The organism is Arthrobacter sp. 05T444 (assembly GCF_056395905.1).
In genome coordinates this window covers 423,491-450,112 of sequence record NZ_JBFTKK010000002.1, presented here as the reverse complement: position 1 = coordinate 450,112, position 26,622 = coordinate 423,491, and the positions used below count along the sequence as shown (strand labels likewise).

At 65.8% G+C, this 26,622-nt stretch carries 24 protein-coding genes; 8 read left to right on the top strand and 16 right to left on the bottom strand.

Annotated elements, in window-relative coordinates; genetic code table 11:
• A partial coding sequence (locus tag AC1DD3_RS04205) for a phage holin family protein (protein ID WP_476880987.1) occupies positions 1-191 on the bottom strand: 191 nt, incomplete at its 3' end.
• Positions 188-1,102: a hypothetical protein gene (locus tag AC1DD3_RS04200; RefSeq protein ID WP_230117074.1), complete on the bottom strand. Its 915-nt coding sequence runs from the start codon at positions 1,100-1,102 to the stop codon at positions 188-190. The genes AC1DD3_RS04205 and AC1DD3_RS04200, both read right to left, overlap by 4 nt.
• Positions 1,103-1,523: 421 nt before the next feature.
• On the opposite strand from AC1DD3_RS04200, the gene AC1DD3_RS04195 reads away from it, so the two are divergent.
• Together AC1DD3_RS04195 and AC1DD3_RS04190 are read left to right on the top strand one after the other, a co-directional pair.
• Complete coding sequence (locus AC1DD3_RS04195) at positions 1,524-2,441, top strand: PRC and DUF2382 domain-containing protein (protein WP_230117075.1); 918 nt, start codon at positions 1,524-1,526, stop codon at positions 2,439-2,441.
• Positions 2,442-2,541: 100 nt separating this feature from the next.
• Positions 2,542-3,078 (top strand): MarR family winged helix-turn-helix transcriptional regulator, encoded by a 537-nt coding sequence (locus tag AC1DD3_RS04190; RefSeq protein ID WP_230117076.1) that lies wholly within the window; start codon positions 2,542-2,544, stop codon positions 3,076-3,078.
• 78 nt (positions 3,079-3,156) lie between these two features.
• On the opposite strand, the gene AC1DD3_RS04185 is transcribed toward AC1DD3_RS04190, so the two are convergent.
• Positions 3,157-3,369: a hypothetical protein gene (locus AC1DD3_RS04185; RefSeq protein WP_230117077.1), complete on the bottom strand. Its 213-nt coding sequence runs from the start codon at positions 3,367-3,369 to the stop codon at positions 3,157-3,159.
• An 88-nt stretch (positions 3,370-3,457) separates the two neighbouring features.
• The gene (locus tag AC1DD3_RS04180; RefSeq protein ID WP_476880986.1) at positions 3,458-4,474 is read right to left on the bottom strand and encodes a hypothetical protein; all 1,017 of its coding nucleotides are present in this window, start codon (positions 4,472-4,474) and stop codon (positions 3,458-3,460) included.
• Positions 4,475-4,640: 166 nt separating this feature from the next.
• Between AC1DD3_RS04180 and AC1DD3_RS04175 the strand changes: the two genes are divergently transcribed.
• Entirely contained in the window at positions 4,641-4,820 is a 180-nt protein-coding gene (locus AC1DD3_RS04175; protein WP_230117184.1) for a hypothetical protein, read from the top strand.
• 210 nt (positions 4,821-5,030) lie between these two features.
• Here the strand turns inward: AC1DD3_RS04175 and AC1DD3_RS04170 are convergent, their stop codons facing one another.
• The gene (locus AC1DD3_RS04170) at positions 5,031-5,426 is read right to left on the bottom strand and encodes a DUF4383 domain-containing protein (protein ID WP_476880985.1); all 396 of its coding nucleotides are present in this window, start codon (positions 5,424-5,426) and stop codon (positions 5,031-5,033) included.
• A gap of 240 nt (positions 5,427-5,666) precedes the next feature.
• Between AC1DD3_RS04170 and AC1DD3_RS04165 the strand changes: the two genes are divergently transcribed.
• Positions 5,667-6,986 carry a cell division protein PerM gene (locus AC1DD3_RS04165; RefSeq protein ID WP_476881002.1) on the top strand — a complete coding sequence of 440 codons (1,320 nt, stop codon included), beginning with the start codon at positions 5,667-5,669 and terminating at the stop codon, positions 6,984-6,986.
• A gap of 9 nt (positions 6,987-6,995) precedes the next feature.
• Here the strand turns inward: AC1DD3_RS04165 and AC1DD3_RS04160 are convergent, their stop codons facing one another.
• Positions 6,996-7,427 carry a hypothetical protein gene (locus tag AC1DD3_RS04160; RefSeq protein ID WP_230117080.1) on the bottom strand — a complete coding sequence of 144 codons (432 nt, stop codon included), beginning with the start codon at positions 7,425-7,427 and terminating at the stop codon, positions 6,996-6,998.
• 39 nt (positions 7,428-7,466) lie between these two features.
• Here AC1DD3_RS04160 and purN point away from each other — a divergent pair, with 39 nt between their 5' ends.
• On the top strand, positions 7,467-8,042 hold the full coding sequence (purN, locus tag AC1DD3_RS04155; protein ID WP_230117081.1) for a phosphoribosylglycinamide formyltransferase: 576 nt from the start codon (positions 7,467-7,469) through the stop codon (positions 8,040-8,042).
• 9 nt (positions 8,043-8,051) lie between these two features.
• Here the strand turns inward: purN and AC1DD3_RS04150 are convergent, their stop codons facing one another.
• The gene (locus AC1DD3_RS04150) at positions 8,052-9,404 is read right to left on the bottom strand and encodes an MFS transporter (RefSeq protein WP_230117082.1); all 1,353 of its coding nucleotides are present in this window, start codon (positions 9,402-9,404) and stop codon (positions 8,052-8,054) included.
• Between the two features lie 152 nt (positions 9,405-9,556).
• Here AC1DD3_RS04150 and purH point away from each other — a divergent pair, with 152 nt between their 5' ends.
• Positions 9,557-11,227 (top strand): bifunctional phosphoribosylaminoimidazolecarboxamide formyltransferase/IMP cyclohydrolase, encoded by a 1,671-nt coding sequence (gene purH / locus AC1DD3_RS04145; protein WP_230117083.1) that lies wholly within the window; start codon positions 9,557-9,559, stop codon positions 11,225-11,227.
• 310 nt (positions 11,228-11,537) lie between these two features.
• Here purH and AC1DD3_RS04140 read toward each other — a convergent pair whose 3' ends face one another.
• Positions 11,538-12,554: a trypsin-like serine peptidase gene (locus tag AC1DD3_RS04140; protein ID WP_230117084.1), complete on the bottom strand. Its 1,017-nt coding sequence runs from the start codon at positions 12,552-12,554 to the stop codon at positions 11,538-11,540.
• A 378-nt stretch (positions 12,555-12,932) separates the two neighbouring features.
• On the opposite strand from AC1DD3_RS04140, the gene AC1DD3_RS04135 reads away from it, so the two are divergent.
• Entirely contained in the window at positions 12,933-15,152 is a 2,220-nt protein-coding gene (locus AC1DD3_RS04135; RefSeq protein ID WP_476880984.1) for an NADP-dependent isocitrate dehydrogenase, read from the top strand.
• Positions 15,153-15,271: 119 nt separating this feature from the next.
• Here AC1DD3_RS04135 and AC1DD3_RS04130 read toward each other — a convergent pair whose 3' ends face one another.
• On the bottom strand, positions 15,272-16,108 hold the full coding sequence (locus tag AC1DD3_RS04130; protein ID WP_476880983.1) for an SRPBCC family protein: 837 nt from the start codon (positions 16,106-16,108) through the stop codon (positions 15,272-15,274).
• A gap of 257 nt (positions 16,109-16,365) precedes the next feature.
• On the opposite strand from AC1DD3_RS04130, the gene AC1DD3_RS04125 reads away from it, so the two are divergent.
• Positions 16,366-18,597 carry a catalase gene (locus tag AC1DD3_RS04125; protein WP_476880982.1) on the top strand — a complete coding sequence of 744 codons (2,232 nt, stop codon included), beginning with the start codon at positions 16,366-16,368 and terminating at the stop codon, positions 18,595-18,597.
• A 103-nt stretch (positions 18,598-18,700) separates the two neighbouring features.
• Here the strand turns inward: AC1DD3_RS04125 and AC1DD3_RS04120 are convergent, their stop codons facing one another.
• From AC1DD3_RS04120 to AC1DD3_RS04090, 7 genes are all read right to left on the bottom strand, one after another.
• Complete coding sequence (locus AC1DD3_RS04120; protein WP_230117088.1) at positions 18,701-19,201, bottom strand: mucin-associated surface protein; 501 nt, start codon at positions 19,199-19,201, stop codon at positions 18,701-18,703.
• Positions 19,198-20,391 carry a serine/threonine-protein kinase gene (locus AC1DD3_RS04115; RefSeq protein WP_230117089.1) on the bottom strand — a complete coding sequence of 398 codons (1,194 nt, stop codon included), beginning with the start codon at positions 20,389-20,391 and terminating at the stop codon, positions 19,198-19,200. Before AC1DD3_RS04115 ends, AC1DD3_RS04120 begins: the two co-directional genes overlap by 4 nt.
• A 224-nt stretch (positions 20,392-20,615) precedes the next feature.
• Entirely contained in the window at positions 20,616-21,809 is a 1,194-nt protein-coding gene (locus AC1DD3_RS04110; RefSeq protein ID WP_476880981.1) for a hypothetical protein, read from the bottom strand.
• A gap of 89 nt (positions 21,810-21,898) precedes the next feature.
• Positions 21,899-22,981, bottom strand: coding sequence for a hypothetical protein (locus AC1DD3_RS04105; RefSeq protein ID WP_230117091.1), 1,083 nt, complete (start codon positions 22,979-22,981; stop codon positions 21,899-21,901).
• Positions 22,982-23,116: 135 nt separating this feature from the next.
• Complete coding sequence (locus AC1DD3_RS04100; protein ID WP_230117092.1) at positions 23,117-24,187, bottom strand: Gfo/Idh/MocA family protein; 1,071 nt, start codon at positions 24,185-24,187, stop codon at positions 23,117-23,119.
• Positions 24,188-24,398: 211 nt separating this feature from the next.
• On the bottom strand, positions 24,399-25,106 hold the full coding sequence (locus AC1DD3_RS04095) for an ABC transporter ATP-binding protein (protein WP_476880980.1): 708 nt from the start codon (positions 25,104-25,106) through the stop codon (positions 24,399-24,401).
• Between the two features lie 2 nt (positions 25,107-25,108).
• Positions 25,109-26,551 carry an ABC transporter permease gene (locus AC1DD3_RS04090; RefSeq protein WP_230117094.1) on the bottom strand — a complete coding sequence of 481 codons (1,443 nt, stop codon included), beginning with the start codon at positions 26,549-26,551 and terminating at the stop codon, positions 25,109-25,111.
• Positions 26,552-26,622 lie beyond the last annotated feature (71 nt).

Below are 26,622 nucleotides of genomic sequence, written 5' to 3'. Positions count from 1 at the left end.
CCGGCGAGCATGCCGCCGCCCTTGCCGGCCCGGGTGCCGGACTGCTTCAGTTCGGCCTTGGCGAGTTCTATTTCCTGCCTGATCAGGGTGGACAGGTCCCGGGTGACTTCACCCAGGAGATCTCCCAGGGACGTCGAATCCGCCTTGGCGTGCGCGGCAGTGGAGTGGGTCTCCGGTATTTGGCTGCTCACAGGTGGCGTCCTTCGCCTTCGGCAAAGGGGTCATCGACGTCACGCAGCGGAACTCCTGCCGGGGAACCTCCCGGAAGGGTCTGCGCCGAAGCCGGACCTGCCATGCCGGGCCGAGCGGGCTCCCCGAAAGCAGGCTCGCCGAAAGCGGGCTCCCCGGCGGCCGGTTCGCCGTACGCGGGGGTGCCATAGGTCTGCTCCCCGTAGGCCGGCTCGCCGAAGGCGGGCTCACCGAGTGCGGATTCGTCGTAGAACGGCTCACCTATGCCGGCTCCGACTGCGGTTTCCGTGACGGGCGGCTGAACCGGCTGGGGCGGAACGGCGGTGCCGGTTGCCGGGGTAGCGGCGGGGGCCCCGGCCTGCAGGCTCCTGCCCAGCCGGCCCGCAAGGACGCCTGCGCCGGCAGCGAGGAGCAGGAAGGTGCCCGGGCGCTGGCGGGCAAAGGACTTCACTTCGTCCAGCAGGGACCCCGGATCCCTGTTGTCCAGCCACGATGCTACGGACTGTGAGCGCTCTGCGGCCTGGCGGACGAGGTCCGAGGCGACGCCGGGCTGATCCGAGGCGTTGGCCATGGTGTGCAGTTCGCCGGAAATGGACCGAAGTCCCTCGGCTACCTTCTGCTGCTGGGTGCCGGCCTGGCTTGTCAGATCGGACTTCGCCTGGTGCAGGAGATCCTTGGCATTGGTCTTCACTTCGGAAGCCACATTTGCGGCCTCGGCCTTGGCGGTGCCTGCCACATTCTGGGCGGCGCCGGCGGCCTGGCCAGCCACATTGGCGGCTTCTTCCTTCGCCGTGTCGGTCTTCGAGGCTGACGCCGGGCTCCCGGAGGAGACGCCCGAGCCGTAAGCCGGTGAGTTCGGTGTAGCCGGGGGAACCGTGAGGCTCCCGTCCTGCGGCCATTGGTTCTCTGTCATCTTCGCTCTCTCTTTCCGAAAGGGTCAGCTGCTGTTTAGAACCAGCGTTGCTGGCATGCAATGGTAAGCATGTTTACTAATAAATAGTAAGCACCCTTGTCTTTTTTCTTGACTTGCGATGGAGATTTTCGGGATTGCTGCCGCTTTCATGAAGTGCCGGGGCCGCGTCACCAGGGCCGGCGCCTCCTTGCTTGCCGGCCTTCCGAAAACATTAAAATGCTAAGCAGGCTTGCCAATACGATAGTAAGCATGCTTAGGGTGTAGATGCGAGGTTGACCTTCAGAAATCTCTCCAGCGGACCGCCGGTTTCCTCAGCCAGAGGTATCCCTGCCGCCGGGCCGCACCGGCAAAGCGCCCGCAACACCAGGGCGTACAGCCAGCAAGCCAGTTGCACCAATAGTCAAGATCCAAGGAGACAAGAATGCTCACCAAGGAACATATCGACGACCTGCTCCAGCGGGATGGAGACATCCTCTCCACTGACGGGGGCAAGATTGGCTCTATCGGCCAGATCTACGCGGATGACGACAACGGCCAGCCCACATGGGTGACGGTGCGGACGGGCCTCTTCGGGACTTCCGAGTCCTTCGTTCCGCTTGAAGGCGCCCGCATCGATGGCGACAACATCGTGGTCCCTTACTCGAAGGAACAGGTCAAGGACGCGCCGCGGGTGGACACAGACGGCCACCTTGAGCCTTCGGAGGAGGAACGTCTGTACGACCACTATCAGCTCAGCGGCGGCGGGACCTACCCGGAGGTCACATCCGGCACGGACGCCACATCAGGTCGGGGCACTGGCGGTGTCATCGACCGCGACACCGAGTCCTCGAACACAGAGCGGTACTCGAACACGGAGCGGTACTCGAACACAGAGCGCGACGCCGGCTTTGCTGCAAGTGGCGGCACCTACAACGCAGCGGACGAATCAGGCACGGTGGGCCGGGACACTTCGGTCCCCACCACGGACGACGCCATGACTCGTTCCGAGGAGCGCCTCAACGTGGGCACCGAGAGGCAGGCCACCGGCCGGGCGCGGCTGCGCAAGTACGTGACGACGGAAAATGTCACGCAGACGGTACCGGTGCGTCGTGAGGAAGTACGGGTGGAACGCGAACCCATCACGGACGGAAACGCAGGTGCCGCAATGGGCGGCCCGGACCTCAGCGAAGAGGAACACGAGGTCATCCTCCACGAAGAACGGCCGGTCGTGGACAAGGAGACTGTGCCCGTGGAACGGGTCCGCCTGGACACCGAAACCGTCACGGACGAGGTCACAGTTGATGAGGAAGTCCGCAAGGAGCGCATTGAGACCGACGGCGTTGACGACACCCGTCGCTGACACGCAAAGCACGGGGGCCGGGCGGTCCCGGCCCCCGTGGTCGCGGCGGCCGGGGCATTGCTCCTGACCAACTCAGGCTCGAGAAGGAAGGACGGAACCGATGGTCCCGAATGCTGACGCCGAGCCGTGGGGGCCCCATCACTTGCTGTCCATGGCCGCCCGGCTCATCCAGCGCCGACAGGATCAGGCCCTTGCTGACCTGGGCCTCACCCATGCGGCCGTCATCGCCCTTCAAGGCCTCGCGGCCGGGCCGCTCAACCAGGAGCGGCTTGCCGCCGACATCAAAGTCCGCAGCCAATCGCTGGGCAGGGTGCTCGCGCGGCTTGAGGGAGCCGGGCTTGTTTCCCGCCGGTCCAGTTCCACGGACCGGCGCAGCAACGAGGTGGCGATAACGGAAGCCGGGCTGCAGGCTCTGGCGGCAGCCCGGAGGGTGGAGAAGGAGGCCCTGCCTCCGGACATGGTTGGCGGCACTGTGCTCAGCCGGGAGCTCTCGCGGGTGATCAGCTACTTTCCCGGTCCGCCCAAGGCAGAGGCAGTCCGTTCGGAGAAAACAGAACCGGACGAAGTGCGCCCAGATGAATCAGTGGCTGAGACCGCAGAGAAGGCGGGGCCGCCGGAAAGCAGTCCGGAAAACTGAATGCGAAGAAGCGCTGTCCCCGCGCCACCGCCTGGTGGAGCGGGGGCAGTGCTTTTTACTGCTTTCTTCTCGTGTTTTTCAAGACCCGGCAGCGAGGCTGCCCTTGGCCATCGGGTCCGGCCAATTGCCGATGAAACCGGCCATCGGGTCGGGCCAGTTGCCGATGCGTCCGCGCATGGGGTCGGGCCAGTTGCCGATGCCGGCGCGGGAAGGGCCGGAGTGGCTGTGCGCGCTTCCGGACGAGGGCAGGGGGCAACGGGAGGCAGCGAGCATCGAGGCGTGGGTAGACATGACATGTTCTCCTTGACTGAACTTTGGGATCCGTACGCCGGTGGCGCAGGTGGTCGTTTCTGCCGTGATGAAGGCAGAGTTGACCTGTTCAGTCGGGGGAAGACCCCGGATCGAATGCCGGACTGGAAGGAAGGGCAGTGGCGGCGTCGAGGACGCGCGTCCCGAGGTCCCGGGAGAGGTTGCGCCACGCCCCTGTGACATCTGCAGCCTGCCCGCCGGGGCCGTCAGAGCCCGAGAGCGAGGAACCGGACTCGCCCTGTGTCGCGGCGAGGTAGGCATGCTCCGGGGCGAGCGGGGTGTGCACGAGCGGCCGCGCATGGAGTGTTACCGCCGCCAGGGGGCGTCCCGACGACGTCATGGCAAGCTGCGCCAGCGTCTGGCCGCGTGAATCGGAGTCCGCAAAGTTGGCTCCGGGTGATGCCGGTGCGGCGTTCTTTGCGACGGATACGCTTCCCGTCGTGGACGGTGCCTCAACCACGGAAGCCGCCGGAGCTTTGGGTTCACCAATTGACGGCGAAGGAACCGCCGCCGCCGGGCGTTCGGCGTCGGGAGCGGGAACCGGCCGCGGCTCCGAGGGGAGCGGTGTGGGAACGGTAGGAACGTCCACAGACGGGACCTGGACCTCAGGAATGGTGACGCCCGGAACAGGGACTACCGGTACGGTGACGCCCGGGACCTGGACCTCGGGAATGGTGACGCCCGGGACCTGGACCTCGGGAACGGTGACGCCCGGAACCGGGATCTGTGGCAGACGCGGATCTACTGAGGCAAGGGTATTATTTACGGTGCCAATGACTTTGTCGACCTCGGACAGCACCGGCGCGGCCGTTCGGGTGACGGTGGAAACCACCCCCGATGCCTTCCCGATGACTGCCTCGGCAGAGTCGGTCACCGCTGAGATCGCTGCGTCACCGGCCAGGCCGGACCTGAGGGGCTTGGCGAGTAATGATCCGGAATTCAGCGACTCTGAACTGAGCGCTCCGGTGTCCGGAGACGATGCCGTCGCCGTTCCTGCACCCCAGATGAGCCAAGCCAGCGCGATCACTGCGGGCAGCAGGAGCGCGCGCAACGATATGGCGCAAAGAAGACGCAGGCTGCTGCCCATTCCGATTCACCCCCCAGAGGCAATGGGAGATCAGCATATGCCCGGGCGCCGGTTCCGTCCAGAGTCAAAAATATTCGCCTGCTTACTATCGGCAGGCTGGCGGGCAGAACAACCCTGATGGCAATGCCCGTTCCGCCGTAAAATTGATGTCAGAGGTGTTGGAGTGATGTCTGGATCGATCGTCGTCGTCCTGGTAATCCTTGCCGTAATTGCAGCGCTGGCAATCATCGGCACGGTCGTGGTGGTGTTGCGCGACGGTCGCGGCAATGTCCCGTCCGAACCGCCTCAACGGCCCTGGACGGCGGGCAATCTGCCGAGCCTGCCGTACTCCCTGATCCGCTTCTAAACGCAAGGGACGCCGTCGAACCGCCGGACCCGGCGCGGGTCTCACGACGCTCCGCCACGAGGTCCGGTTCAGCTCAGAGAGCCCGGACACAAAGTTGGTGCAGCTGCCCACGGACTTTCGTGTGGCACCTGCACCAACCGGTAGTACGAATACTCAGATTAGATATCTACTCATTCGCGGCTCCTAGTTCCCGGGCGTTCGCGTTCCGGGTTATTTCCTGTCCTCGGCCAGATGCCGCGAGAACATCCAGCCGGCGGCAATCATCAGTACACCCACCACCAGGAGGGTCCAGCTGTCCGTCATGTTCAGCGACAGGAAATTGGCCGCCGAATCCACGCCGACACTGAGCCCGTAGATGCTGAGGATGATGTACAGCGCCCCGGCGCCCATGAGGAACCTGCGCGCACCCATTTCATTGCGTGACATGGCCCAGCCGGTTCCGCCGATGACCAGCTGCACAATGTTGAGCAGCATGGATACCTGGAACAGGCCTAGGAACATGGCGTGCGAATCAGGCCCAAGGAACATCATTTCGCCATAACGTGCGGTAACACCAGGGATGAACCCCAGGACACCAACCACCAACGCGACAATACCAACACCCATGCCAACGTTCTGGACATCTGTCCGACCAAAGTGAACGCCGTGTGCATGTGGGGATGCGGTAGTCATTTTCTGCCTCCAACCACTGATTGCGGACACAGTAATTTTACGTCGGTCCGCCCGAAAAAGCGCTGGGCGTTGCCTGCATAGAAGCCTGCCCGGATTCACTCCGGCCTGTCTTCTGCCGGCATTGAGCCTGTCGAAAACAGGAGAGCCAGGCCGCCCGTGGCACGATGGGACACGATGAAACTGCGCGCTGATCAGACCGGAGACCGTGGCCTTCCCATGCCCTTGTGGCTGCAGGGCGGGCTGGAGTCGGCCCAGGCGGCGATAATTTCCGCGCTGGTGGTCGTCGCCCCTATCGTGGCCGTGTGGGCAACGTCCGGTTTCCAGGACACACACGTCGACGTATTGGCGCGGCTTGCCGGCCAGGCCTGGCTGGTCATTCACGGGGTGCCCCTGTACCTGACCATCGTCGCCGAGGGGGCTGCGGCACGGCCGGAAACGGGCACGCTCTCGCTGATTCCCCTGGGCCTGACGCTGATACCGTTCCTGCTGGCCTGGCGGGCGGGCCGGCGCCTGGCCCGGGCCTCCTATACTGACCAGCTCTGGCAGGCGCTGCTGGGGTCCTGGCTCGTTTATTCTGCCTTCGGTGTGGCCACGGGATTTGTCTGCCGCACGGACGACGTTGGGGTCTTCCTCTGGTGGGCCGCGCTACTGCCGCTGGTTCCCTTTGCCCTGGGCATGGTGATCGGTGCGCGGCGCGAGGCTGGCTCGTGGAGCCGCCTGATCGGCGTCGACGCCGTTGACTGGATCGCCCGGACCAGCCAGCATTCACGCTGGGCGGGATCGTACTTGGCCTCTGCCGCGAAGGCCGGGTTCTTGGCCATCATGGCGGCGCTCGCCCTGTCGGCGGCCCTGCTGGCGGTGGATCTCGTCATCCACTGGAACCTGGTGGTGGCTGTATATGAAGGGCTCAACGCCGGGGCCATGGGAGGCGCGGTCCTCACCATCGCGCAGCTCGGCTTCATTCCCAACCTTGCCGTCTTCGCGCTCGCCTGGGTGTCCGGCTCGGGCTTCGCGCTCGGTGCTGGTTCACAGGTGGGCCCGCTGGGCACCGCAGCCGGGCCGCTTCCATCAGTACCCGTGCTTGCAGCAATTCCCGCCGGACCGCTGGATTACGGCCTCGTGGCGCTGGTGGTGCCGGTACTCGCCGGTGTCCTGGCCGGCTGGTGGTTCCTGCGTGAAGGCGAGAACCACCTCGACGAGTGGCTGTCCATCAAGGTCCGCGTCCGCTGGTTCACGGCCGCAGCCTCCACGCTGTTCCTCGGCATCATCATAGGCGTCGCCGCCGGCCTGCTGGCCGGCGTCCTGGCGTGGATCGCGGGCGGCTCGGCCGGAATCGGCCGGCTCACGGAGATCGGTCCCGACCCCTGGTGGACGGCAGTCTGGGTGGCAGCGGAAGCGGGCATCGGCGTCGTCGTCGGTTACGCAGCCGGGCCGTGGCTGGAACGCCGCCAGCAACTGCGGGAAGCCGACCTCGGGACGGCGCCGGGCAAGTAGCCCGTACGGTCAGCGGAACTGGCCGGGCATCGAGTTCTCAAGCTGGGCGCGGCAGTCGTTGCTCGCCTGGCTGGTCAGGGCGTGGCGGGCGCACTGCTGGTAGTCACGCACCTGGTTGAAGAACAAGGCGGAGGCCAGCACCAGCAGCACCATCACGGCGGACACCACCAGGCCCGAGATGGTTCCGAAGAGCACCAGCCTGGATTCCTTGAGCCTGACGGCACGGATGAGCACCATGATTCCCAGGATGATCCCGGCCACGGTCAGGATTGACGCCAGCCACAGGTAGCCGACGTCCAGCTGGAAGACGAAGAACGAGCCCAGCACCGCCACGATGAACATGCGAAAGAGGGTGTGCGTCTTCAGCAGCGAGGACTTTGCGTCCTCGCTGAGCGGATGCCTTGTCCGCTGTGAGCCGTTCGGGCCGGGGGTGGGGTTCATGTTTTCCAGCCTACGCGAGCAGCCGCATAAGCTGGAGCAATGCGCATCGTAGTCCTCGTCTCCGGAACCGGCTCCAACCTCCAGGCTGTCATCGACGCAGTGCAAGCGGGGGAGCTGGACGTGGAGATCGCCGCGGTGGGGGCGGACCGGCCGGGAACGTTCGGGGTGGAGCGCTCGGCCGACGCCGGGATCGACACGTTCGTGGTGGACTTCAAGGCCTACGCGGACCGTGCCGCCTGGAACGCCGCCCTAACGGAAGCCGTGGAGGCGTACCAGCCGGACGTTGTGGTTTCCTCCGGTTTCATGCGGATCGTGAGCCCGGAATTCATCGACGCGTTCGACGGGAAATACCTCAACACGCACCCCGCCCTGCTGCCGTCCTTCCCGGGCGCCCACGGTGTGCGGGATGCCATGGCCTACGGCGTGAAGGTGACGGGCTGCACCGTTCACTGGGCTGACGCGGGCGTGGACACGGGGCCCATCATCGCCCAGGAAGCCGTGGCCATCGAGCAAGGCGACACCGAAGACACCCTGCATGAACGCATCAAGGTGGTGGAACGCCGGCTTCTGGTGTCCACCCTCGCCGAGCTGGCCGCGGCGCACACTCCGAACTAGCTCGAAGCGCTATTCGAGGCGGCGCTGCCTGGTTTCGGGGGAGAAGAACATCATCCACAGCACGGCCAGCACCACCAGGCCGCCGGCGAGGGCGAACGATGTGGCCAGACCCAGCTCGGGCCAGAAGTAGTTCGCGAAGATCAGCGGGCCGAAGCCCGCGCCCAGCCGCGAGAACGTGGACGCCCAGCCGAAGCCGGTGCCGCGCAGCTCCGTGGGGTACAGCTCGGAGACGTAGGTGTAGAGCACCGGAATGGCCACCTGCACCACGAAGCCGAACACCAGCAGCCAGACCACGGCCGCCGTCGGAATGTCCACCACAAAGGCCACGATCACCAGTGCCAGGGCGGACAGCGGTCCGGTGACGGCCAGCAGCCACTTGCGGCCTATCCGCTCCACCAGCAGCGCCGCTGCCACCACGCCAAGAAGTCCGACGGCGGCCATCCCCGCCGTCGTAAGGAACGCCTTGTACTCGGCGAACCCAGCGCCGATCAGAATCCGGGGCATCCAGGTCAGGGACAGGTAGTAGACCAGCAGGATGCTGAAGAACAGGGCCCAGGCGGTGGCGGTGATTTTCCAGTTGAACTGCCAGACGCCGCGCAGCTGCTGCCAGGCGCTGCCGGCCGAAAGGCGCGGGACGGCCCCGGGATCGGGCAGGCTGTAGGCGCGAGGCTCCGCGCCGGTGGCCAGGACCAGATCGTCGATGACCTTGGCGGCTTCCTCACGGCGGCCCTTGCGGATGAGGAACAAGGGCGATTCGGGGACGCTGCGGCGGATCCAGAAAACCAGCAGGGCCGGCAGCACCATCACCAGCATGGTCAGTCGCCAGTCCGCGAAGGCCGCCACCAGCCCCGCCGAAACGAAGCCGCACAGCGCGGCTCCCACGGGCCACCACCCGTCCATGGCGGTGAGGACCCTGCCGCGCTGCCGGCGCGGAGTGAACTCGCCCACGAGCGCGTAGTCCACGGGGATACAGCCGCCCAGACCGAATCCGGCCATGAAGCGGAAGACGCAAAACCAGACAAAGTCGGGGGAGAACGCCCCGAAAACGGTGAACAGCGAGAAGATCAGCAGCGTGGCCGTGAAGGCCTTCTTGCGCCCGATGGTGTCGGCGATGGTGCCCCAGATAAACGCACCGAGCGCCATGCCGATCAGGTTGGCCGTGCCGATCCAGCCGGCCTCGCCGGGGGTGAGCTGCCAGTGGGTGGACAGCAGCGGAATCAGGATGCCGTTCAGCGTCACGTCCCAGGCATCAAACATGAATCCAAGGCCGCCGATCACGAAAATCCGGCCCTGCACCTTCCAGCGCCACGGCAGTTCCTGGACCACCTGTTCGCCGCTGGGCACAGTGGTGTAAGTGTTCATCTCGGCCTCCTGTTAAAACCTTACGTTGCGGCGCTCCGGAAGTGCGCGGCCTTCACACTCGGGCGGGCAGGAAGGACACGTCCGGCAACGCGATAAACTGGCCCTATCCCCACCAACCGCGGCAACAACCGCGTAAAAAGACGGAGACCTTTGTGAGCTTCACGCAGCTAGACCGTGTTCCCATCCGCCGAGCCCTGATCTCGGTTTACGACAAGACCGGTCTGGAGGAGCTGGCCAAGGGCCTGCACGCAGCAGGCGTCAAGATCGTCTCGACCGGCTCCACGGCCAAGAAGATCGCCGCGGCCGGCATCCCGGTCCAGGAAGTCGAGGAAGTCACCGGCTCTCCGGAAATGCTGGATGGCCGCGTCAAGACCCTCCATCCGCGCGTGCACGGCGGCATCCTGGCCGACCGCCGCGTTCCGGCCCACATGGATACCCTCGCCAACATGGAGATCGAAACCTTCGACCTCGTGGTGGTGAACCTTTACCCGTTCGTTGAGACCGTCAAGTCCGGCGCCGCCCAGGACGACGTGGTGGAGCAGATCGATATCGGTGGCCCCGCGATGGTGCGATCCGCCGCGAAGAACCACGCCGCCGTCGCGATTGTGGTTGATCCCACGTTCTACGGTGAGGTTGTCCGCGCCGCCGGTGAAGGCGGCTTCGACCTGAAGACCCGGCGCCGGCTGGCCGCCAAGGCCTTCGCGCACACCGCCACCTACGACAACGCCGTGGCCACCTGGACGGCGAGCCAGTTCCTGGACGAAGACGGCGACGGCATCATTGACTGGCCGGCCTACGCCGGCCTTGCGCTGGAACGCTCCGAAGTTCTCCGCTACGGCGAAAACCCGCACCAGCAGGCCGCCCTGTACGTGGACAGGGCAGCCCCCGCCGGCATCGCCCAGGCCGACCAGCTGCACGGCAAGGCCATGAGCTACAACAACTTCGTGGATGCCGACGCCGCCCTGCGCGCAGCCTACGACTTCACCGAGCCCGCCGTCGCCATCATCAAGCACGCCAACCCGTGCGGTGTGGCCGTCGGTTCGGACTCAGCCGAAGACCCGATCGCGGACGCCCACGCCAAGGCGCACGCCTGCGACCCTGTCTCCGCCTTCGGCGGCGTAATCGCAGCCAACCGCACAGTCACTGCCGGCATGGCCCGCACCGTGGCCGGCATCTTCACCGAAGTGGTCATCGCCCCCGGCTTCGAGCCCGAAGCCGTCGAGATCCTCTCCAAGAAGAAGAACATCCGCCTCCTGTCCCTCCCGGAGGGCTACGGCCGCTACCCGGCAGAAATCCGCCAAGTCTCCGGCGGCGTTCTGGTCCAGGTCTCCGACAAGGTGGACGCCGAAGGCGACAACCCCGCCAACTGGACCCTCGCCGCCGGTGAAGCTGCGGACGAGGCCACGCTGGCCGACCTCGCCTTCGCCTGGACCGCCTGCCGGGCAGCCAAGTCCAATGCCATCCTGCTCGCCGCTGACGGCGCTGCCGTGGGCATCGGCATGGGCCAGGTCAACCGCCTGGACTCCTGCAAGCTTGCCGTTGAGCGCGCCAACAGCCTGGGCGTCACCGTGACGTCCGACGTCGACGCCGCCGGCGGCGCCGCCGGCGGCGACGCGAGCGGGGCGCCGGAGCGTGCCCGCGGCGCCGTGGCTGCCTCGGACGCGTTCTTCCCGTTCGCCGACGGCCTGCAGATCCTGGTCGACGCCGGCGTCCGCGCCGTGGTCCAGCCCGGCGGTTCCGTCCGGGACGATGAGGTCATCGCGGCAGCCAACGCGGCAGGCATCACGATGTACTTCACGGGCGCGCGCCACTTCTTCCACTAGCGCGCAGTTTCCACTAGAACGCGGTGAAACGTCGACGGCGGTTGCCCCCTTATGGGGACAACCGCCGTCGGGCTTTAACTTGATTCAGCCGTCCTCAGGTGACGGTCCTGCTTCACCTTGGAGGCCTGGTTCACTTTGTGGGCCGGGTTCCCCTTGAGGGTCCGGTCGGCCTTGAGGGTCCGGGAGCCGGACCTCACGCGGTTTCGCTTCCGCCATCCGCTCCGGCGTCCAGTACTCCAGAATTTCTTCCGGGGTCTGGCTGGCGTCGGAGCGGCTTACCGGGTCCTCCTCGTCGGGTCGCGGACCGTCCTTACTTGGTGGCCGATGCACTCTTGTAGGCCTGCTGGATTGTGTCGCCCCAGTAAGGACCGAACATCGTTGTGGAGCGCGTGCCATAGCCATAGCTGTTGATGGAGTTCTGGAACGCCGTAGCGTCCGAGCCCATGAACCATGGCCCGCCCGAGGAACCGCCGGTCATGTCGCAAGGAATGCCTTGGGTGTCGAACTGGGGGTTGATGACGTCATTGGCTGACTTGCCGGTGCAGCTCACAAGGGTCTGGCCGGTAAACGGTGCGGCGGCCGGGTAACCATACGACTTGTAATTCAGTCCGCGTGCCTGGTTGAAAGCGACACCCGAGGCGCCTGCGACGTCGGCAAGGTTCTGGCCGTTGAGTTGGGAAACGACCGCGAAGCCGGTGTCATACTGCATGTTTCCGTCGCCGCTCCATTGCTTCGGCGCAAACAGCGCCTTGGCCGGCCATTTGCCGAGGGGTGCCGCACCGTCCTTGTACTGCGGAACGAAGACAAAGTTGGTGGCGAAGGCGCCCGGGCCCTCATTCACGCAGTGTCCGGCCGTGGAGACGGTGCTCTTGTTGGTCGAAACCACGGAGTTCCCGGAGCACACGAAGTTGGCGCCCCCGAGGGTGAAGAACACCTTCCCGATGTGGTTTACCGGAAGCTCATCCTTGTGCAGTGCGGTTGTCTTGCTGGCCTTTCCGGACGTGCCGGCGATTTTGGTGCTGGAACCCTTCTCCTCCACGCTGGGGCCGGAATTGGTGCCTTTGGAGTTTTGCCGGGCAACCGCCCGGTCAGCCAGCACATCGCCGGGAATGGCGGCGCGCATGCGCTCGGGCGTCCAATAACCTGCCGTGGTTGCACCCGAGACGGTGGTGGTTGCACTCGCGACGGTGGAGGTGGCGACCTGCGGCTGGCCCGAATCCTGCGACTTTGAAGGAGAGGCCGTTGCGCCGCCAGCTGCGGACAGCGCCAGCAGCAAGCCTGCTGAAAGGCTTATGAGGCTAGTGGCCAGAGACTTTGTGCTCGTCATTGTGGTCCTACCGATCGGGGTGGGGCGGGCGATGGTGCTGCCCGCCGAGTGACGGATTGAACCTACCCGGGTATGACAAGCTCTGTAGATAGACATTTCAAGTTATGTATTCCAGGTAGGGGTAATGCGCTCTGCCCCTGCCGCAAGGGGTTACTGAATGACGTTCAGCCGCCTAAGCGGTTTTCTTCCATGACCTAAAGATAAAGGTCCGCCGGGCTGGGGACAATGGGATTGGTCACCTTGGGGGCGTGGCGTGAGGTCACGGAACGGGATCCGGCCGCTCGGGTGGGGTTCAACGCGGCGTCCTCGGGTAAGTTAAAGGTTGGTGAAATAGACCGGATTCCATATACAAGCCGACCTCCAGGGAGACGCCCGAGCATGGCCAAAATTATCTATACCCACACCGACGAAGCGCCGATGTTGGCTACATATTCGTTCCTGCCGATCGTTGAGGCTTTCGCTTCCACGGCAGGTGTGCAGGTGGAGACCCGCGACATTTCGCTGGCCGGCCGCATCATCGCTGTCTTTGGCGACTACCTCACCGAAGAGCAGCAGATCGGCGACGCCCTGGCTGAGCTCGGGGGCCTGGCGAAGAAGCCGGAAGCCAACATCATCAAACTTCCCAACATCAGCGCCTCCGTGCCGCAGCTGAAGGCCGCCATCGCAGAGCTGCAGGCCAAGGGCTACAACCTGCCGGACTACCCGGACAACCCGTCCTCCGATGAAGAGACCGTCATCCGCTCCCGCTACGACAAGATCAAGGGCTCCGCCGTGAACCCGGTCCTGCGCGAGGGCAACTCCGACCGCCGCGCTCCGCTGTCCGTGAAAAACTACGCCCGCCAGAACCCACACTCCATGGGCGCATGGTCTTCCGAGTCGAAAACCAACGTTGCGCACATGGAAGAAAATGACTTCCGTTCCAACGAAAAGACCGTGGTGATCCCGGCTGACGGCACCATCGAGGTCCAGCTGGTCCGCGAAGACGGCACGGTCAAGGTCCTCAAGAAGGCGTTCCCCGTCCTCGCCGGCGAAGTGATCGACGGCACCGTGATGCGCGCCGCGGCCCTCGACGAGTTCCTCGCGGCCCAGGTGGTGCGCGCCAAGGAAGAAGGCGTGCTCTTCTCGGCACACCTGAAGGCCACCATGATGAAGGTCTCGGACCCCATCATCTTCGGCCACGTGGTCAAGGCCTACTTCTCCGAACTGTTCGACACCTACGGCAAGCAGCTCGCCGCCGCCGGCATCAGCCCCAACAACGGACTTGCCGCGATCCTCAACGGGCTTGAAGACCTTCCGGAGGACGTCCGCGAGGGCGTCCAGGCCGCGATCAAGAAGGGCCTGGAAGAAGGCCCGGCGCTGGCCATGGTCGATTCTGATAAGGGCATCACCAGCCTGCACGTCCCGAGCGACATCATCGTGGACGCCTCGATGCCGGCCATGATCCGCAGCTCCGGCCACATGTGGGGACCGGACGGCAAGGAAGCCGACACTCTGGCAGTTCTCCCGGACAGCTCCTACGCCGGCATCTACCAGGTTGTCATCGACGATTGCCGTGCCAATGGTGCCTTCGACCCCACCACCATGGGCACGGTGCCGAACGTCGGCCTCATGGCCCAGGCCGCAGAGGAGTACGGCAGCCACGACAAGACCTTCGAGATCCAGGTCCCCGGCAAGGTCCAGATCGTTGACGGTTCCGGAGCGGTCCTGGTCGAGCACGAGGTGGCCCCGGGTGACATCTGGCGCGCCTGCCAGACCAAGGACCTGCCGATCCGCGACTGGGTCAAGCTGGCCGTGACCCGCGCCCGCGCGTCCAACACACCTGCCGTCTTCTGGCTGGACGAAGACCGCGCCCACGACGCCAAGCTCATCGAAAAGGTCCGTGAATACCTCAAGGAGCACGACACTGAGGGCCTGCAGATCGAGATCATGTCTCCGGACAAGGCCACGGCCTTCACCCTGGAGCGCATCCGCAAGGGCGAGGACACCATCTCCGTGTCCGGCAACGTGCTGCGCGACTACCTGACGGACCTCTTCCCGATCCTCGAACTTGGTACCAGCGCCAAGATGCTCTCCGTGGTTCCGCTGATCAACGGCGGCGGCCTTTTCGAGACCGGGGCAGGCGGATCCGCTCCGAAGCACGTCCAGCAGCTGCTGAACGAAAACCACCTCCGCTGGGACAGCCTCGGCGAATTCCTGGCCCTCGCTGTCAGCTTCGAGCACCTGGCCACGTCCACTGACAACGCCCGTGCACAGGTGCTCGCGGACACGCTGGACCGTGCAACCGGCACGTTCCTGCTGGAGAACAAGTCCCCGAAGCGCAAGGTCGGTGAACTCGACAACCGCGGCAGCCACTTCTACCTGGCCCTGTACTGGGCGCAGGAGCTGGCCAAGCAGACCGAGGATGGCGAACTGGCAGCGTCCTTCTCCGCCATCGCCGAGGCCCTCGCCTCCAACGAGGACGCCATTGTTTCCGAACTGCTGAGCGTCCAGGGTTCGCCCGTGGACATTGGTGGCTACTACCGCCCGGACGCAGAGAAGGCCGCTGCTGTCATGCGTCCGTCCGCGACGCTCAACAAGGTTGTCGCGAGCCTGAGCTAGCGCCTACACTCTCAACAGATCAGGAGCGCCCCGCCACTCGAGTGGCGGGGCGCTTCTGCTTTGGTTTGTTCTGACCGTCCGGGTTGGCCCGGCCGGCTCAGCCGGGCCGGACGAACCGGTTAGCGGTCCGGGGTTTCGTCCCGCCGGGTGTCACCCCTGGTGTCTATCCGGGGCTCACCTGCTTCCGTGTCGCCATAGGGGGCGTCGACCGCCATGTCAGGATCCGCATCCACCGGCCTTTCGGTGGCTGCGGTGTCGTAGCCGTCACCGGATTCGTAGGTGCGGCCGGGGGTCGCGTCCATTCCGGGTCCGGCCGCATAGCCCGTGCCGTCGTCGTCTGTCCCGTAGCTACCGGCCGGAGCAGCGCCGGAAGCCCCGGCTACTCCGGCAGCCCCGGCTACTCCGGCAGCCCCGGCTACTCCGGCAGCCCCGGCTACTCCGGCAGCCCCGGCCCCTCCGGCGGCCGCAGCGGTACCCGTTGGCCCGGCTGTGTCTTCGACGTCGCCGTCGCGGACACTTTCACGCCACGCGCCGGTTTCGGAGTCCTGGCTCTCGATGTATTTCTTGAACTTCTTCAGGTCCGAGGCAACCTGGCGGGAATCCAGGCCCAGGGCGGCGCCAGCCTTCTCCACCGCGGAATCCGGTTCCCAGGTGAGTTCGACATTGACCTTGGTCTGCTCAGGTCCCAGGGACTCGAACCATACGGTTCCTGCGTTGCGGGGCTCGTTCAGGCTCTCCCAGCTGACACGCTGGTCAGGCTCCTGCACGGTGATCTGGGCGTCGTATTCACGCTTGACGCCGGCGATGCTTGTCTCGAAATGAACGGTGGTGTCATCGAGCTGGCGCACCGCGTCAACGCCGCTCATGAAGTGCGGGAAGTCCTCGAACTGCGTCCATTGGTTGTAGGCCTTGGTCACGGGGACATCGACGTCGATGGATTCCTGAACAGTTGCCATGCGTAGTTCACTCCTTCAGGGAGCGGGCGGTCAGCCCGCGGTTCTGATAGCTGCACGTTCGGTGGAACATCTCCAAGCTAGTCCGAAGCGCGATGCAATTGAAGAGAGACAGTACCTTTGCTGACCAAGACGGCGTCCATCGAAAAACGGACCTCGGTTGTGGCCTGAAGGCATATTCCATAGAGTGCTAAGCAGGCTTAGCTTTTCTATTGTGTGCCGAATCTTGCCAAGGCTGTCCAAGATAGAAGGAGCATTTCATGTCAGCAGAGACCAACATCAATATCCCTGGTGCGCCCGCTCCCGAGCCTCCCAGCGCCGAGGAGCCCACAACGCCCCGGGAGCCGTTACCTCCCAAGCCTGACCAACAGGGGCCCGAGGCAGTGTCCCCAACCGGCACCCCCACCGGCGCCCCAGCCAATTCCCGGGCGCAGTCCGGCCAGTACCTTACGACCGCGCAAGGACTGCGGCTCAGCGACACTGACCATTCCCTGAAGGCAGGCTCGCGTGGTCCCATCCTGCTGCAGGATCACCATCTCCGCGAGAAAATCACGCATTTCGACCACGAGCGGATCCCCGAGCGGGTCGTCCACGCCCGTGGCGCCGGCGCGCACGGAATCTTCAGGTCGTATGGAACGGCTGCCAAAATCACCCGGGCGGGCTTCCTGGCCAAGGACGTGGAGACCCCCGTGTTCGTGAGGTTCTCCACCGTCCTGGGCTCGAGGGGGTCCGCAGATACGGTGCGGGACACCCGGGGATTCTCCACCAAGTTCTACACCGACGAAGGCACCTACGACCTTGTCGGCAACAACATCCCGGTGTTCTTCATCCAGGACGGCATCAAGTTCCCGGACGTTGTCCACGCGGCCAAACCGCACCCGGACCGCGAGATCCCGCAGGCCCAGAGCGCCCACGACACCTTCTGGGACTTCGTCTCGATTCACACTGAGGCCCAGGCGCACACGATGTGGAACATGTCCGACCGCGGTATCCCGCGTTCCTACCGGACCATGGAAGGTTTCGGCGTTCACACTTTCCGCTTGGTGGATGCCGAGGGCGGCACCACGCTCGTCAAATTCCACTGGAAGCCCAAGCAGGGCGTGCACTCTCTGGTCTGGGAAGAAGCCCAGATCATCAACGGCATGGACCCCGACTTCCACCGCAGGGATCTTGCCGACGCCATCGAGGCAGGCGCCTACCCGGAGTGGGAGCTGGGAATCCAGACTTTCCCGGACACCGAAGATCAGATGTTCGAGGGGATCGACCTCCTGGACCCCACGAAGTTCGTGCCCGAGGAACTCGCGCCCGTGCAGCCCATCGGTCTCATGGCACTCAACGCCAACCCGGTCAACTACTTTGCGGAGACAGAGCAGGTTGCTTTCCACCCCGGCCACCTGGTTCCCGGAATCGATGTCACCAACGATCCGCTCCTTCAGGTCCGGCTGTTCTCCTACCTTGACACGCAGATCTCCCGGCTTGGCGGTCCCAACTTCGGCCAGATCCCCATTAACCGTCCGCAGGCTCCCGTGAACGACATGCTGCGGGACGGCATGCACCAGACGGCCGTTCACGGGGGAGTCGCCCCGTACCGGCCGAATTCGCTGGACGGCGGGTGCCCCTTCAAAGCCGGGCAGGATCTGGGCGCGTTCGCGGAGGTTCCGGAAGCGATTGCGGAGGCCATCAAGGAGCGGAAGTCTCCGGCGAGCTTTGACGACCATTTCAGCCAGCCGCGGCTGTTCTTCCGCAGCCTGACGCCGGTGGAGCAGGAGCACGTGATCCAGGCGTATACGTTCGAACTGGGCAAGTGCTACGAGAAGGTGATCCGGGAGCGGCAGCTGCTTGCCCTGGCCAATATCGATTCCAGGCTGTGCGCGGCGGTGGCGCAGGGACTTGGCATGCCGGCGCCCGAGGCCACTGAGGCAGTGCCTGACGCGGATCCGAGCCCAGCCCTGTCCCAGCTCGGGCAGACCTGGCCCGTTGCCGGCCGGGTAGTGGGTATCGTCGCGGACGGATCCAGCGATCTTGATTCCGTGCGCGCAGCACGCAAGACCCTTCACGCCGCCGGAATCGTTCCGCTGGTGATCGCGCCCGTGGGAGGAACCCTCGGCGCGGAGAACGACGGCGGGATCCCGGTTCAGCGGACCTATCTCACCGCGCGCTCCACGGAGTTCGACGCAGTCGTTGTGGCGGGCTCCGGCGCCCCCGCCGACAATGCTGAGCCGGGGCTCGATGCCAAGGCCGGCGAACCGGGTGCCTCGCTTGATCCCCGGGTGGTGCTCCTGCTGTCTGAGGCCTTCCGTCATGCCAAGGCAATCGGGGCATGGGGATCAGGTGCCGCGGGAGTGGATGCAGCCAGCATCACGGAGGACGCAGCCGGCGTAGTGCTGGGCGACGGTCCGGAAGATGTCCTGCCCACTATCCAGGAACTGCTGGCAGCGCACCGGACGTGGGAGCGTTTCCCGGCGTCTGCCGCAGGACCGCAGAACACCTAACAGGCCAGCTGCCTGCTGAAGGCCGGGCAGGCAGGAAGCACCGCCGTCGTGCGTTCCTGCCTGCCCGGCTCTTAAACTGCGCTGACCGGCGACGTCGCGCAGACTACCCCTTGCCTTTGTCCGATCCCTTGCCCTTTTCGCCCTGCCCTGACTTGCCCTGCCCGGAGCCCGGCTGTCCGCCGGTGGCCGGCGCGGGCGCCGGGGAGACGACAACCGGTGAAGTCGTTGCGGGAGACGCGGGAGGAGCGGCCTTGGCCGTGGCCTTCGTGGCCGCCTGCACGGCCGCGAGGTCGGCGCGCACCGCGTTGACGGCCACCGTGATGCTCTGGTGGCGCCGGAAGGAAACCTGGCCGGCGGCAGCGGCGGCGTCGAGCTCCAACGTCAGCTGGTCAAGGGACTTGAGTGCGGCGGCCGGATTCTTCCCCGCGGCTGCCTTGGTGACAGCCAGCACGCGCTGCTGCAGTTGCCCCGCGGCAGCGGTCTCCAACTCCGCGGCAGTGCCGCCGCAGCCCGCAAGGCTGACGGCAAGCGCGCCGGCGGCGAGAGCCGACAACGCGCTGCTCCGCCGGATGCCCTGCGGGCGCAACCCGGCGTGCGGGATCACGGCTGAACGCTCTTTTGCAGCTCAGCGAGATGATCACCCATGGTTCCGGTCACCTTGGGATACGTCACGACGTCGGGCGTTTTTGGGGCCATTACGGCGGCGGTCACCGCCGCTCCACCGGCGAGCAGGGCGGCAGCGGCGACGGCGGACGCCAGCCAGACGCGCCGGCTGGGCCTCTTGCCGTCCCGGCGTGTGTCGCTGTTCTGCCGTGCGGTGGCAGTGTCTTCAGCGGGCTCTTCGGTCTGGGCGTAGCCTTCCGGAAGCACTGACGACGGCAGCCGCGACGGCAGGGCGGGCAGGACACGGGTATGCTCCTCGGCCACGTCGCCCGGCACGGATTCCGGCGAAACCAGGGCCTGGCGCAGAGCGACCTCCAGGTCTGCGGCGGTGGGTCTGTCCAGTGGATCGAGGGCTGTCATGGAGGCCAGAAGGTGCTGCCACTCTGCCGGGAGGTCCGCGGGAAGCTCGGGTGCGCGGTGCAGCCGGGCAACCGCTGATTCCACTGCGCTGCCCGGATATTCCACGGTTCCCTTGATGCATTCCAGCAGCACGAGGCCCAGGGAGTAGATGTCCGTGGCCGGCGACAGCGGCGAGCCCATGGCCTGTTCCGGGCTCAGGTACGCCGCGGTGCCCACCATGGTACCGGTCGCCGTGAGCCGGGTGCCGTCGACGATCCGGGCGATGCCGAAGTCGGTCAGCTTGGGCCGCACTGGTTCTCCCGGGCGCACCTGTACGAGAAGGATATTGGCCGGTTTGATATCGCGGTGGATGATGCCCAGACCGTGCACATACGCCAGCGCGTCGGCGACCCCGGCTCCGATCACGGCCAGCTCCTCGAGCGGAACCCGGCTGTGGCGGAGGCGGCCCCGAAGGTCCTGGCCCGCCACGAGTTCCATCGTGAGGAACGGCCGCGGCTGGTCAGGCACACGGGTGTCCACGCCGGCGTCGAACAGTGTCACGAGGCTCGGATGGTTGAGCGTGGCGAGCAGCTTGATCTCGGCTTCCTGACGCTTGAGCTCATCCGCGTCAGCAGCCTGAGGAGCGAAGAGCTTCAGCGCCACGTCCCTGCCGAGGTTCTCGTCCCGGGCCGTGTAGACCGATGACATGCCTCCGCGGCCAATTATTTCTCCGAGCCTGTAGCGGCCGTCCAGCACATCAGCCGTCATCCCGCTGGGCGAATCTTCCAACACTTTGCCGTCCTTATCCGCAGTGGGTCCCGTTAAGGGTAATACGCGCGCGGAGCGGAGGACGCCGAGATGCCGCAGGGGATGCCCCGAACGGGCCAGCCCCGGACACGGCCTTATCGGCAGTCCGGCTTCGGAGCGTCCAAGGACCAGTCGAAGCCGGACCGCCGATATGGGTCCGTTGTGCTCAGCCCGGACGCGCGGTCCCGGCTGATTATTCCTTCAGGGGGCTATGCCTTCTTCCTCCGGATGACCATCAGCATTCCGATGGCAAGGAGTGCGAGGGCGAGGGGCAGCAGGCCAGCGTCTGCGCCGGTGTTGGCGAGGGACTGCTTGGCGCCTACTGTCTGGCCGGAGCCCATGGCTGCCGCGGACGTGTTGGCTGCCATTGACGAGTCCGTTGTCATTGAACCCGCAGGCAGGACAACGATTCCGGATCCGGTCCCGCCGGTGGCAAGGGCTCCGGAGTCCGATCCCGTTGCGGTGCCGAAGCTGTCGGTGGTGCCGGTGCCGGGGTCCGAGGTGCCGGTGCCGGTTCCGCCGGTGCCGGGGTCCGGGGTGCCGGTGCCGTCGGTGGTGCCGGCGTCCGTTCCGGATCCGTCAGCAGGATCGGATCCCGTTCCGGATCCGTCCGTGGGATCTGACGCAGGGGGTGTGGTGCCCGTGTCAGTACCGAGGTGGACGCCAAGGTCGATACCCAGACCAAGGGAAGTACCCGTCCCGGTGCCAAGGGTGACGTCGACGGTGCCTTCGGCTGCCGCGCCGCCATCGCCATCGCCCAGGAGACCCGTTTCGCCGAGGTTGACGTCGACGAGGGCGTCCGCTGCGGGGATGGTTTCGGTGCCTGCGCCGGTGGTGTTGCCGAGGTTGACGTCGACGGTGGCGTTGGCTGCGGGGATGGTTTCGGTGCCTGCGCCGGTGGTGTTGCCGAGGTTGACGTCGACGGTGGCGTTGGCTGCGGGGATGGTTTCGGTGCCTGCGCCGGTGGTGTTTCCGAGGTTGACGTCGACGGTGGCGTTGGCGGCCGGGATGGTTTCGGTGCCTGCGCCGGTGGTGTTGCCGAGGTTGACGTCGACGGTGGCGTTGGCGGCCGGGATGGTTTCGGTGCCTGCGCCGGTGGTGTTTCCGAGGTTCACGTCGACGGTGGCGTTGGCTGCCGGGATGGTTTCGGTAGCCGGCGCCGTGTTGCTGCCAGTGATGAGGTCGATGTCAGCAGCTACAGCGACTTGAGGAGTATCCGACGGCGTTGGGCCACCCAGCAGACCCAACGACGTCGAAGCAGTGAGGTCCGCTGACGCGGATGCGGGCGCAACAGTAACAGTTCCTGTGGCCGTGGTATCCGCGTTAGCCGCGGTGGCGCCGAGGGCTAAGAGCCCGCCGGCAAAGAGGGTGCCCAGTAGGCCCCTGCGAATTTTCTGGTGCATTTTGATGTCTCCTGAAGAGTTGTTGACAGGCGCACAGAGGCAGCCCGATTGGCCGGATTTCTGCCCAAGGAAAGGCAGGAAAGGCCCAACTAGTCAGGAGAGGAGCCGGGGTCAATAGCCACCGGCGAAGGGACATGCTGAAGTGGACCGCTGGCCGGGACAATGCCGGTAAGCGGAAGGTATTCAAAGGGACTGGTCAGCCACGCGGCGGAGGTTGACGGGCCGCCCGAGGACTGGCCACTGCCCGACCCCGACGGCGTAGACGGCAGCAGGGCATCCGGGGACCGCGTGCTGTCGCCGCCGGGTGTTCCTCCGCCGGAGGGAAGTGCAGGCGACGAGCCCGAAGCGTTCTTGTGACCCGCATGGCCGGCACCGCCCAGGTGACTGGGCGCAATTTCGCTGGAGGCCACAGCGGTCACCAGGGGGGCATATCCCGGGCGGACTTGCGCGGAAAGGCCTGCGCCGTCAGTCCTCTCAGTGGCAACAGACGTAGCAACAGACGTGGCAGCAGGCGTGAGCGGGGGACCGGTGGAGGATTCGGGAACGGTGACGAGGTCCTTCACGGCCTCAACAACTGGCGTGCCCACAGGAGCATTGAGGGCCGGGGCATCAGGATGCAGATCGGGAATTTGGCCGATCACCTGGTCCACCGGGACCGTCTCGGTCACGGGCTGCACAACTGTCTCCACCACACCGCTAACCGCGGCATCCACCTGTGAGGCGACCGGCGCAACGGCCTCGGCGGGCAGTACTTCTGCCGCAGGCAGGATGCCTACCACCGTCTCCAACGGGATCGCGATCTCGTCCACGACGGGAGCGACGACGGCCGGTAGCACCGCCGTCTCGGGAGCGGGCGTTTGCGGATCGGGTTGGGGCAGCGGAGCGGCCGGCGCAGGCTCCGGAATGACAACCGCAGCAGGGTCCGGCAGCGTCTCGCCTACCGGATCGGCAACGTTCTGTGCATGGTGGATGACGTCAACAGCGTTATCGACGCCAGTGCTTAGCGACGAAACCGTCGCGGTGATTTCGCCAAGAGGAGACTCGGAGGTGGACGAGTTGGATGCGTCTGCACCCGGGGCTGAAAAGGAGAGCCAGGCCACAGCGACAGCTCCGGCGATAAGCACCGGGCGCAGGGGGCGGAGCGCGGACCATGGCAATCCGGCACCAGCCATGCGCAACACCCCCCCAAGTCACCGAATAATCGACGATCTTCTACAGCCTAAGCCCGCTTCAAAGTGAGAGTCCAGACCCGGCAGACAATATTATTTGGATTTCTGCGAAGCAAGTGCCTGCACAGGACCAGCCTGTCAGTGGGCGTCGTTCGGATAGCTGACCCCAAGCTGTGCCCGGACTCCGTCGAAAAGCCGCATGGTGTTCAGGGAATCCTCGAGCGGCATGACAGGGCTTTCCGTCAGGCGTTGCTGGATGCACCGGGTCACCTCGCGAAGCTCATAGGTGTAGCCCTGGCCCGCAACGTGGAAATGTTCCGTGCGAAGCGGTTCGCGCCCGATGCCGATGACTAGCTGCTTGGGGTTGTTGATCGAGCCGAGTGCCTGAAGATAGCCCAGGCTTCCGGCAACTGTGGCGGCCCGCGGGCCGTGGGCCAGCAGCGACGAGGTCAGCTGCGCCTGTGCTCCGTGGTGGTAACCCAGCGTCAGCGCATTCTGGGCGTCGACGCCGTCATCATTAAGGAAGCCCGTGGCGCTGACCGCCTGCGGGAATCCTAAGGTGCCCAGCGCCCACAGCAGCGGGTACACCGTCAGGTCGAGGAGCGCACCGCCGCCGTCCTTGACCGCCCACAGCCGTGCTGTGGGCGAATAGGGTGCGGGGAAGCCCAGATCCGCGGTGACCCATTGCACCGTTCCTAGTTCGCCGGAGGCGGCGATTTCGAATGCCCGCTGAATGCTGGGAAGGAAGCGGCTCCACACCGCTTCCATCAGGAACAGCTGCTTTTCGCGGGCCACGGCGATCAGCTCGGCGGCCTCGCGGGCGTTGATCGTGAAGGCTTTTTCGCACAGCACATGTTTGCCGGCATTCAGGGCGGCCAGCACCATCTGGTGGTGCTGGGCGTGAGGCGTGGCCACGTACACGACGTCGACCGAGTCGTCGGCGAGAAGGCGCTCATACCCAGGCGTCCCGCCGTCGCCACCGTACGCCCTTGAGAAGCCGAATTCGGCGGCAAAGGTGTCCGCCGCCTCCTGCCGGCGTGAACTGACCGCGTACAGCTCAGCATCTTCGAGCAGGGCCAGATCCCGGGAGACCAGCGAGGCGATCCGCCCGGTGGCGATGACACCCCACCGAATCGGAGCGCCGGTGGCGGCGAGGGGATCCTGGTTGGACTGGCTGAAAAGCCACGGCGTGGCGATGGGTGACGTCATGACGCCATCCTCTCATCCGGGTGAGAGAGCGTTGGGTCGAACGCTGCAGGAAGTGAGAGAGCGTTCGAAGATTTCCGACAGCAACTGAGAGAGCGTTCGAAGATTTCCGACGGGAAGTGAGAGAGCGTTGTGTTGAACGCTGCGGGAGCTGAGAGAGGGTTGAAACCAGCCCTCCCTCAGTTCCCCGCTGTGCCCGCACCCCTAGGGGACGTTACCCCGCCGCCGCCGCGCCCACCCGGCTGCGGGCGGGTTCCTCCGTCAGTTTGCCCTGCTGCAGCCGGAAGCGCCGGTCGGTCTTGTTGGCGAGCTGGCGGTCGTGCGTCACCACGAGGATGGTGGTGTTGTGGTCCCGGCTGAGCGAACTGAGGAGTTCGATGATGTGCTCGCCCGTCTGCTCGTCCAGGTTGCCCGTGGGCTCGTCGGCCAGGATCAGTTTGGGCTCGTTCGCCAGCGCCCGGGCGATGGCAACGCGCTGCTGCTCGCCGCCAGAGAGCCGGTTGATCCGGCGCGCGTGCTTCTCCGAGTCGAGCTGTACCTGCTCGAGCAGCTCGCGCGCCCGCTGTACCCGCCCTGACTTCCGTACGCCGGCGAACTCCATCGGAAGCATCACATTGTCCAGCGCGGACAGGTTGGGGATCAGGTTGAACTGCTGGAACACAAAGCCGATGTCCCGGCGCCGGTACTCCGTCAGCTTGCCGTCGGGCATGCTCGCCAGGCTCACGCCGTTCACGACGACGTCCCCGCTCGTGGGCTTGTCCAGCGCACCGAGGAGGGACAACAGCGTGCTCTTGCCGCTGCCGCTCTTCCCGACAATGGACGCCAGTGTGCCCTGTTCCAGCTCGAAGCTGACATCATTGACCGGCTTGATGGTCCGGTCGCCGGTCTTGAAGGTGCGGACGAGGTTCTTGACTTCAATCATGGCTATTCTCCTCGGAGGACTTCGATGGGACGGATGCGGGCCGTGAGCAGGGCGGGGACCAGCGCACCGATGATGGCGACCCCGAAGACCGCGCCGATGCCGGCGGCGATCACGCCGGGGGAGGCACTCGCGGTGACCGAGGTCAGCAGCTGCGACGCCCCGCCGAACGGACCGCCGGGAAGACCGGCCCCGCCGCCGGGGAAGCCCGCGCCGCCCGGGACGCCGGCACCGCGCCGGGCAGCCGCCGTCGTGCTCGTGCCAGAGCTGACCAGCGCACTGGCGATGCCGCCGCTGGCGAAGGACGCGATGGCGGCACCCACCACGCTTCCCAGGGCCACCAGCACCAGGGCCTCGAGCACGAACTGGAGGCCGATGGTGCCGTTGCGTGCGCCGATGGCCTTCAGGACACCGATCTCGCGGCGGCGCTCCCGGACCAGCATCACCATGATCAGCAGAATGATCAGGCCGGCGGTTCCGAGCGCGGCCAGGAAGGCCACCAGGGAGATGTTCTTGACGCTGTCCAGCGAGCTGACGGCGGTTTCCAGGTTGCGCTGGCCCTGCGTGACGTCCGCCTTGTCCGACCCGATGGCGGCCTGCAGGGCCGTCTTGGTGGAGTCCACGTTCTCCATGCTGTTGACCGTGACGATCATTGTGGAGAGTTCACCGGGCAGTTCCGCCAGCGTCTGCGCCGCCGGCAGCGTCACGTACAGGGCGTTGTTGCCGAAGGCAGTGCCGGCGTCGAACAACCCCGCGACGGTGAATTTGGTGCTGTTGATGGTGAACGTGGAGCCCACCTTGAGGTTGTTCTTCTCGGCGAGGGTGGTGCCCAGCAGCGCCTTGGTGGAGGCCGCGGTGTAATTGCCCAAACCGGCGCCTTCGGTCAGTTCAAGCGCCTTTCCGGCGCTGTCCACCTCGGCGCCGATGCCGGTGGCAGTGATAGGAAGAGTCCGCGCCGGCTGTGTGGCGGCGCCGGTGGTGCCAGTGGTTCCCGAGCTGGCCTGGTTCCGGGTGCCGAGCGTTCCGGCGTCCACCGCCGCGGTGAGGCTGGTGGTCAGCGTGGTGGTCTGTCCGCCGGGGCCCCCTTGGCCGCCGCCCGGACCTGCCTGGGTCCCGGCCGCCGCCTGCGCGGCAGCTTCCGTGGCGTTGCGCAGCCGCAGCGTTTTGGTTCCGACGACGGCGGTCACGTTGGGGACGCCGGCCGCCGTCACCGCCTGTGCCGAGGTCAGCGGCTCGCCGCCGCCCTCGAACCCCTGGCCGCCGGCCGGATTGACCGTGAGCACCGTCCCCACCGAAGCGTTCAGCTCCTGGACTTTCGCCGCCACAGCCTGGTTGGCCACGAGCATGGCCAGGGCCAGTCCGATTGCTACGGCAAGAACGGCCACAACGGCAGCCGTCCTGACCTTGTTTCTGAAGGCATTGCCTACACTGCGGGCGAGGACGCTCACGGTACTCCTTGGGATCACGTGCCGGCGGAATGGCCGGCTTCGGATCCCACACTGGCGCCCGCGGCTGTGCA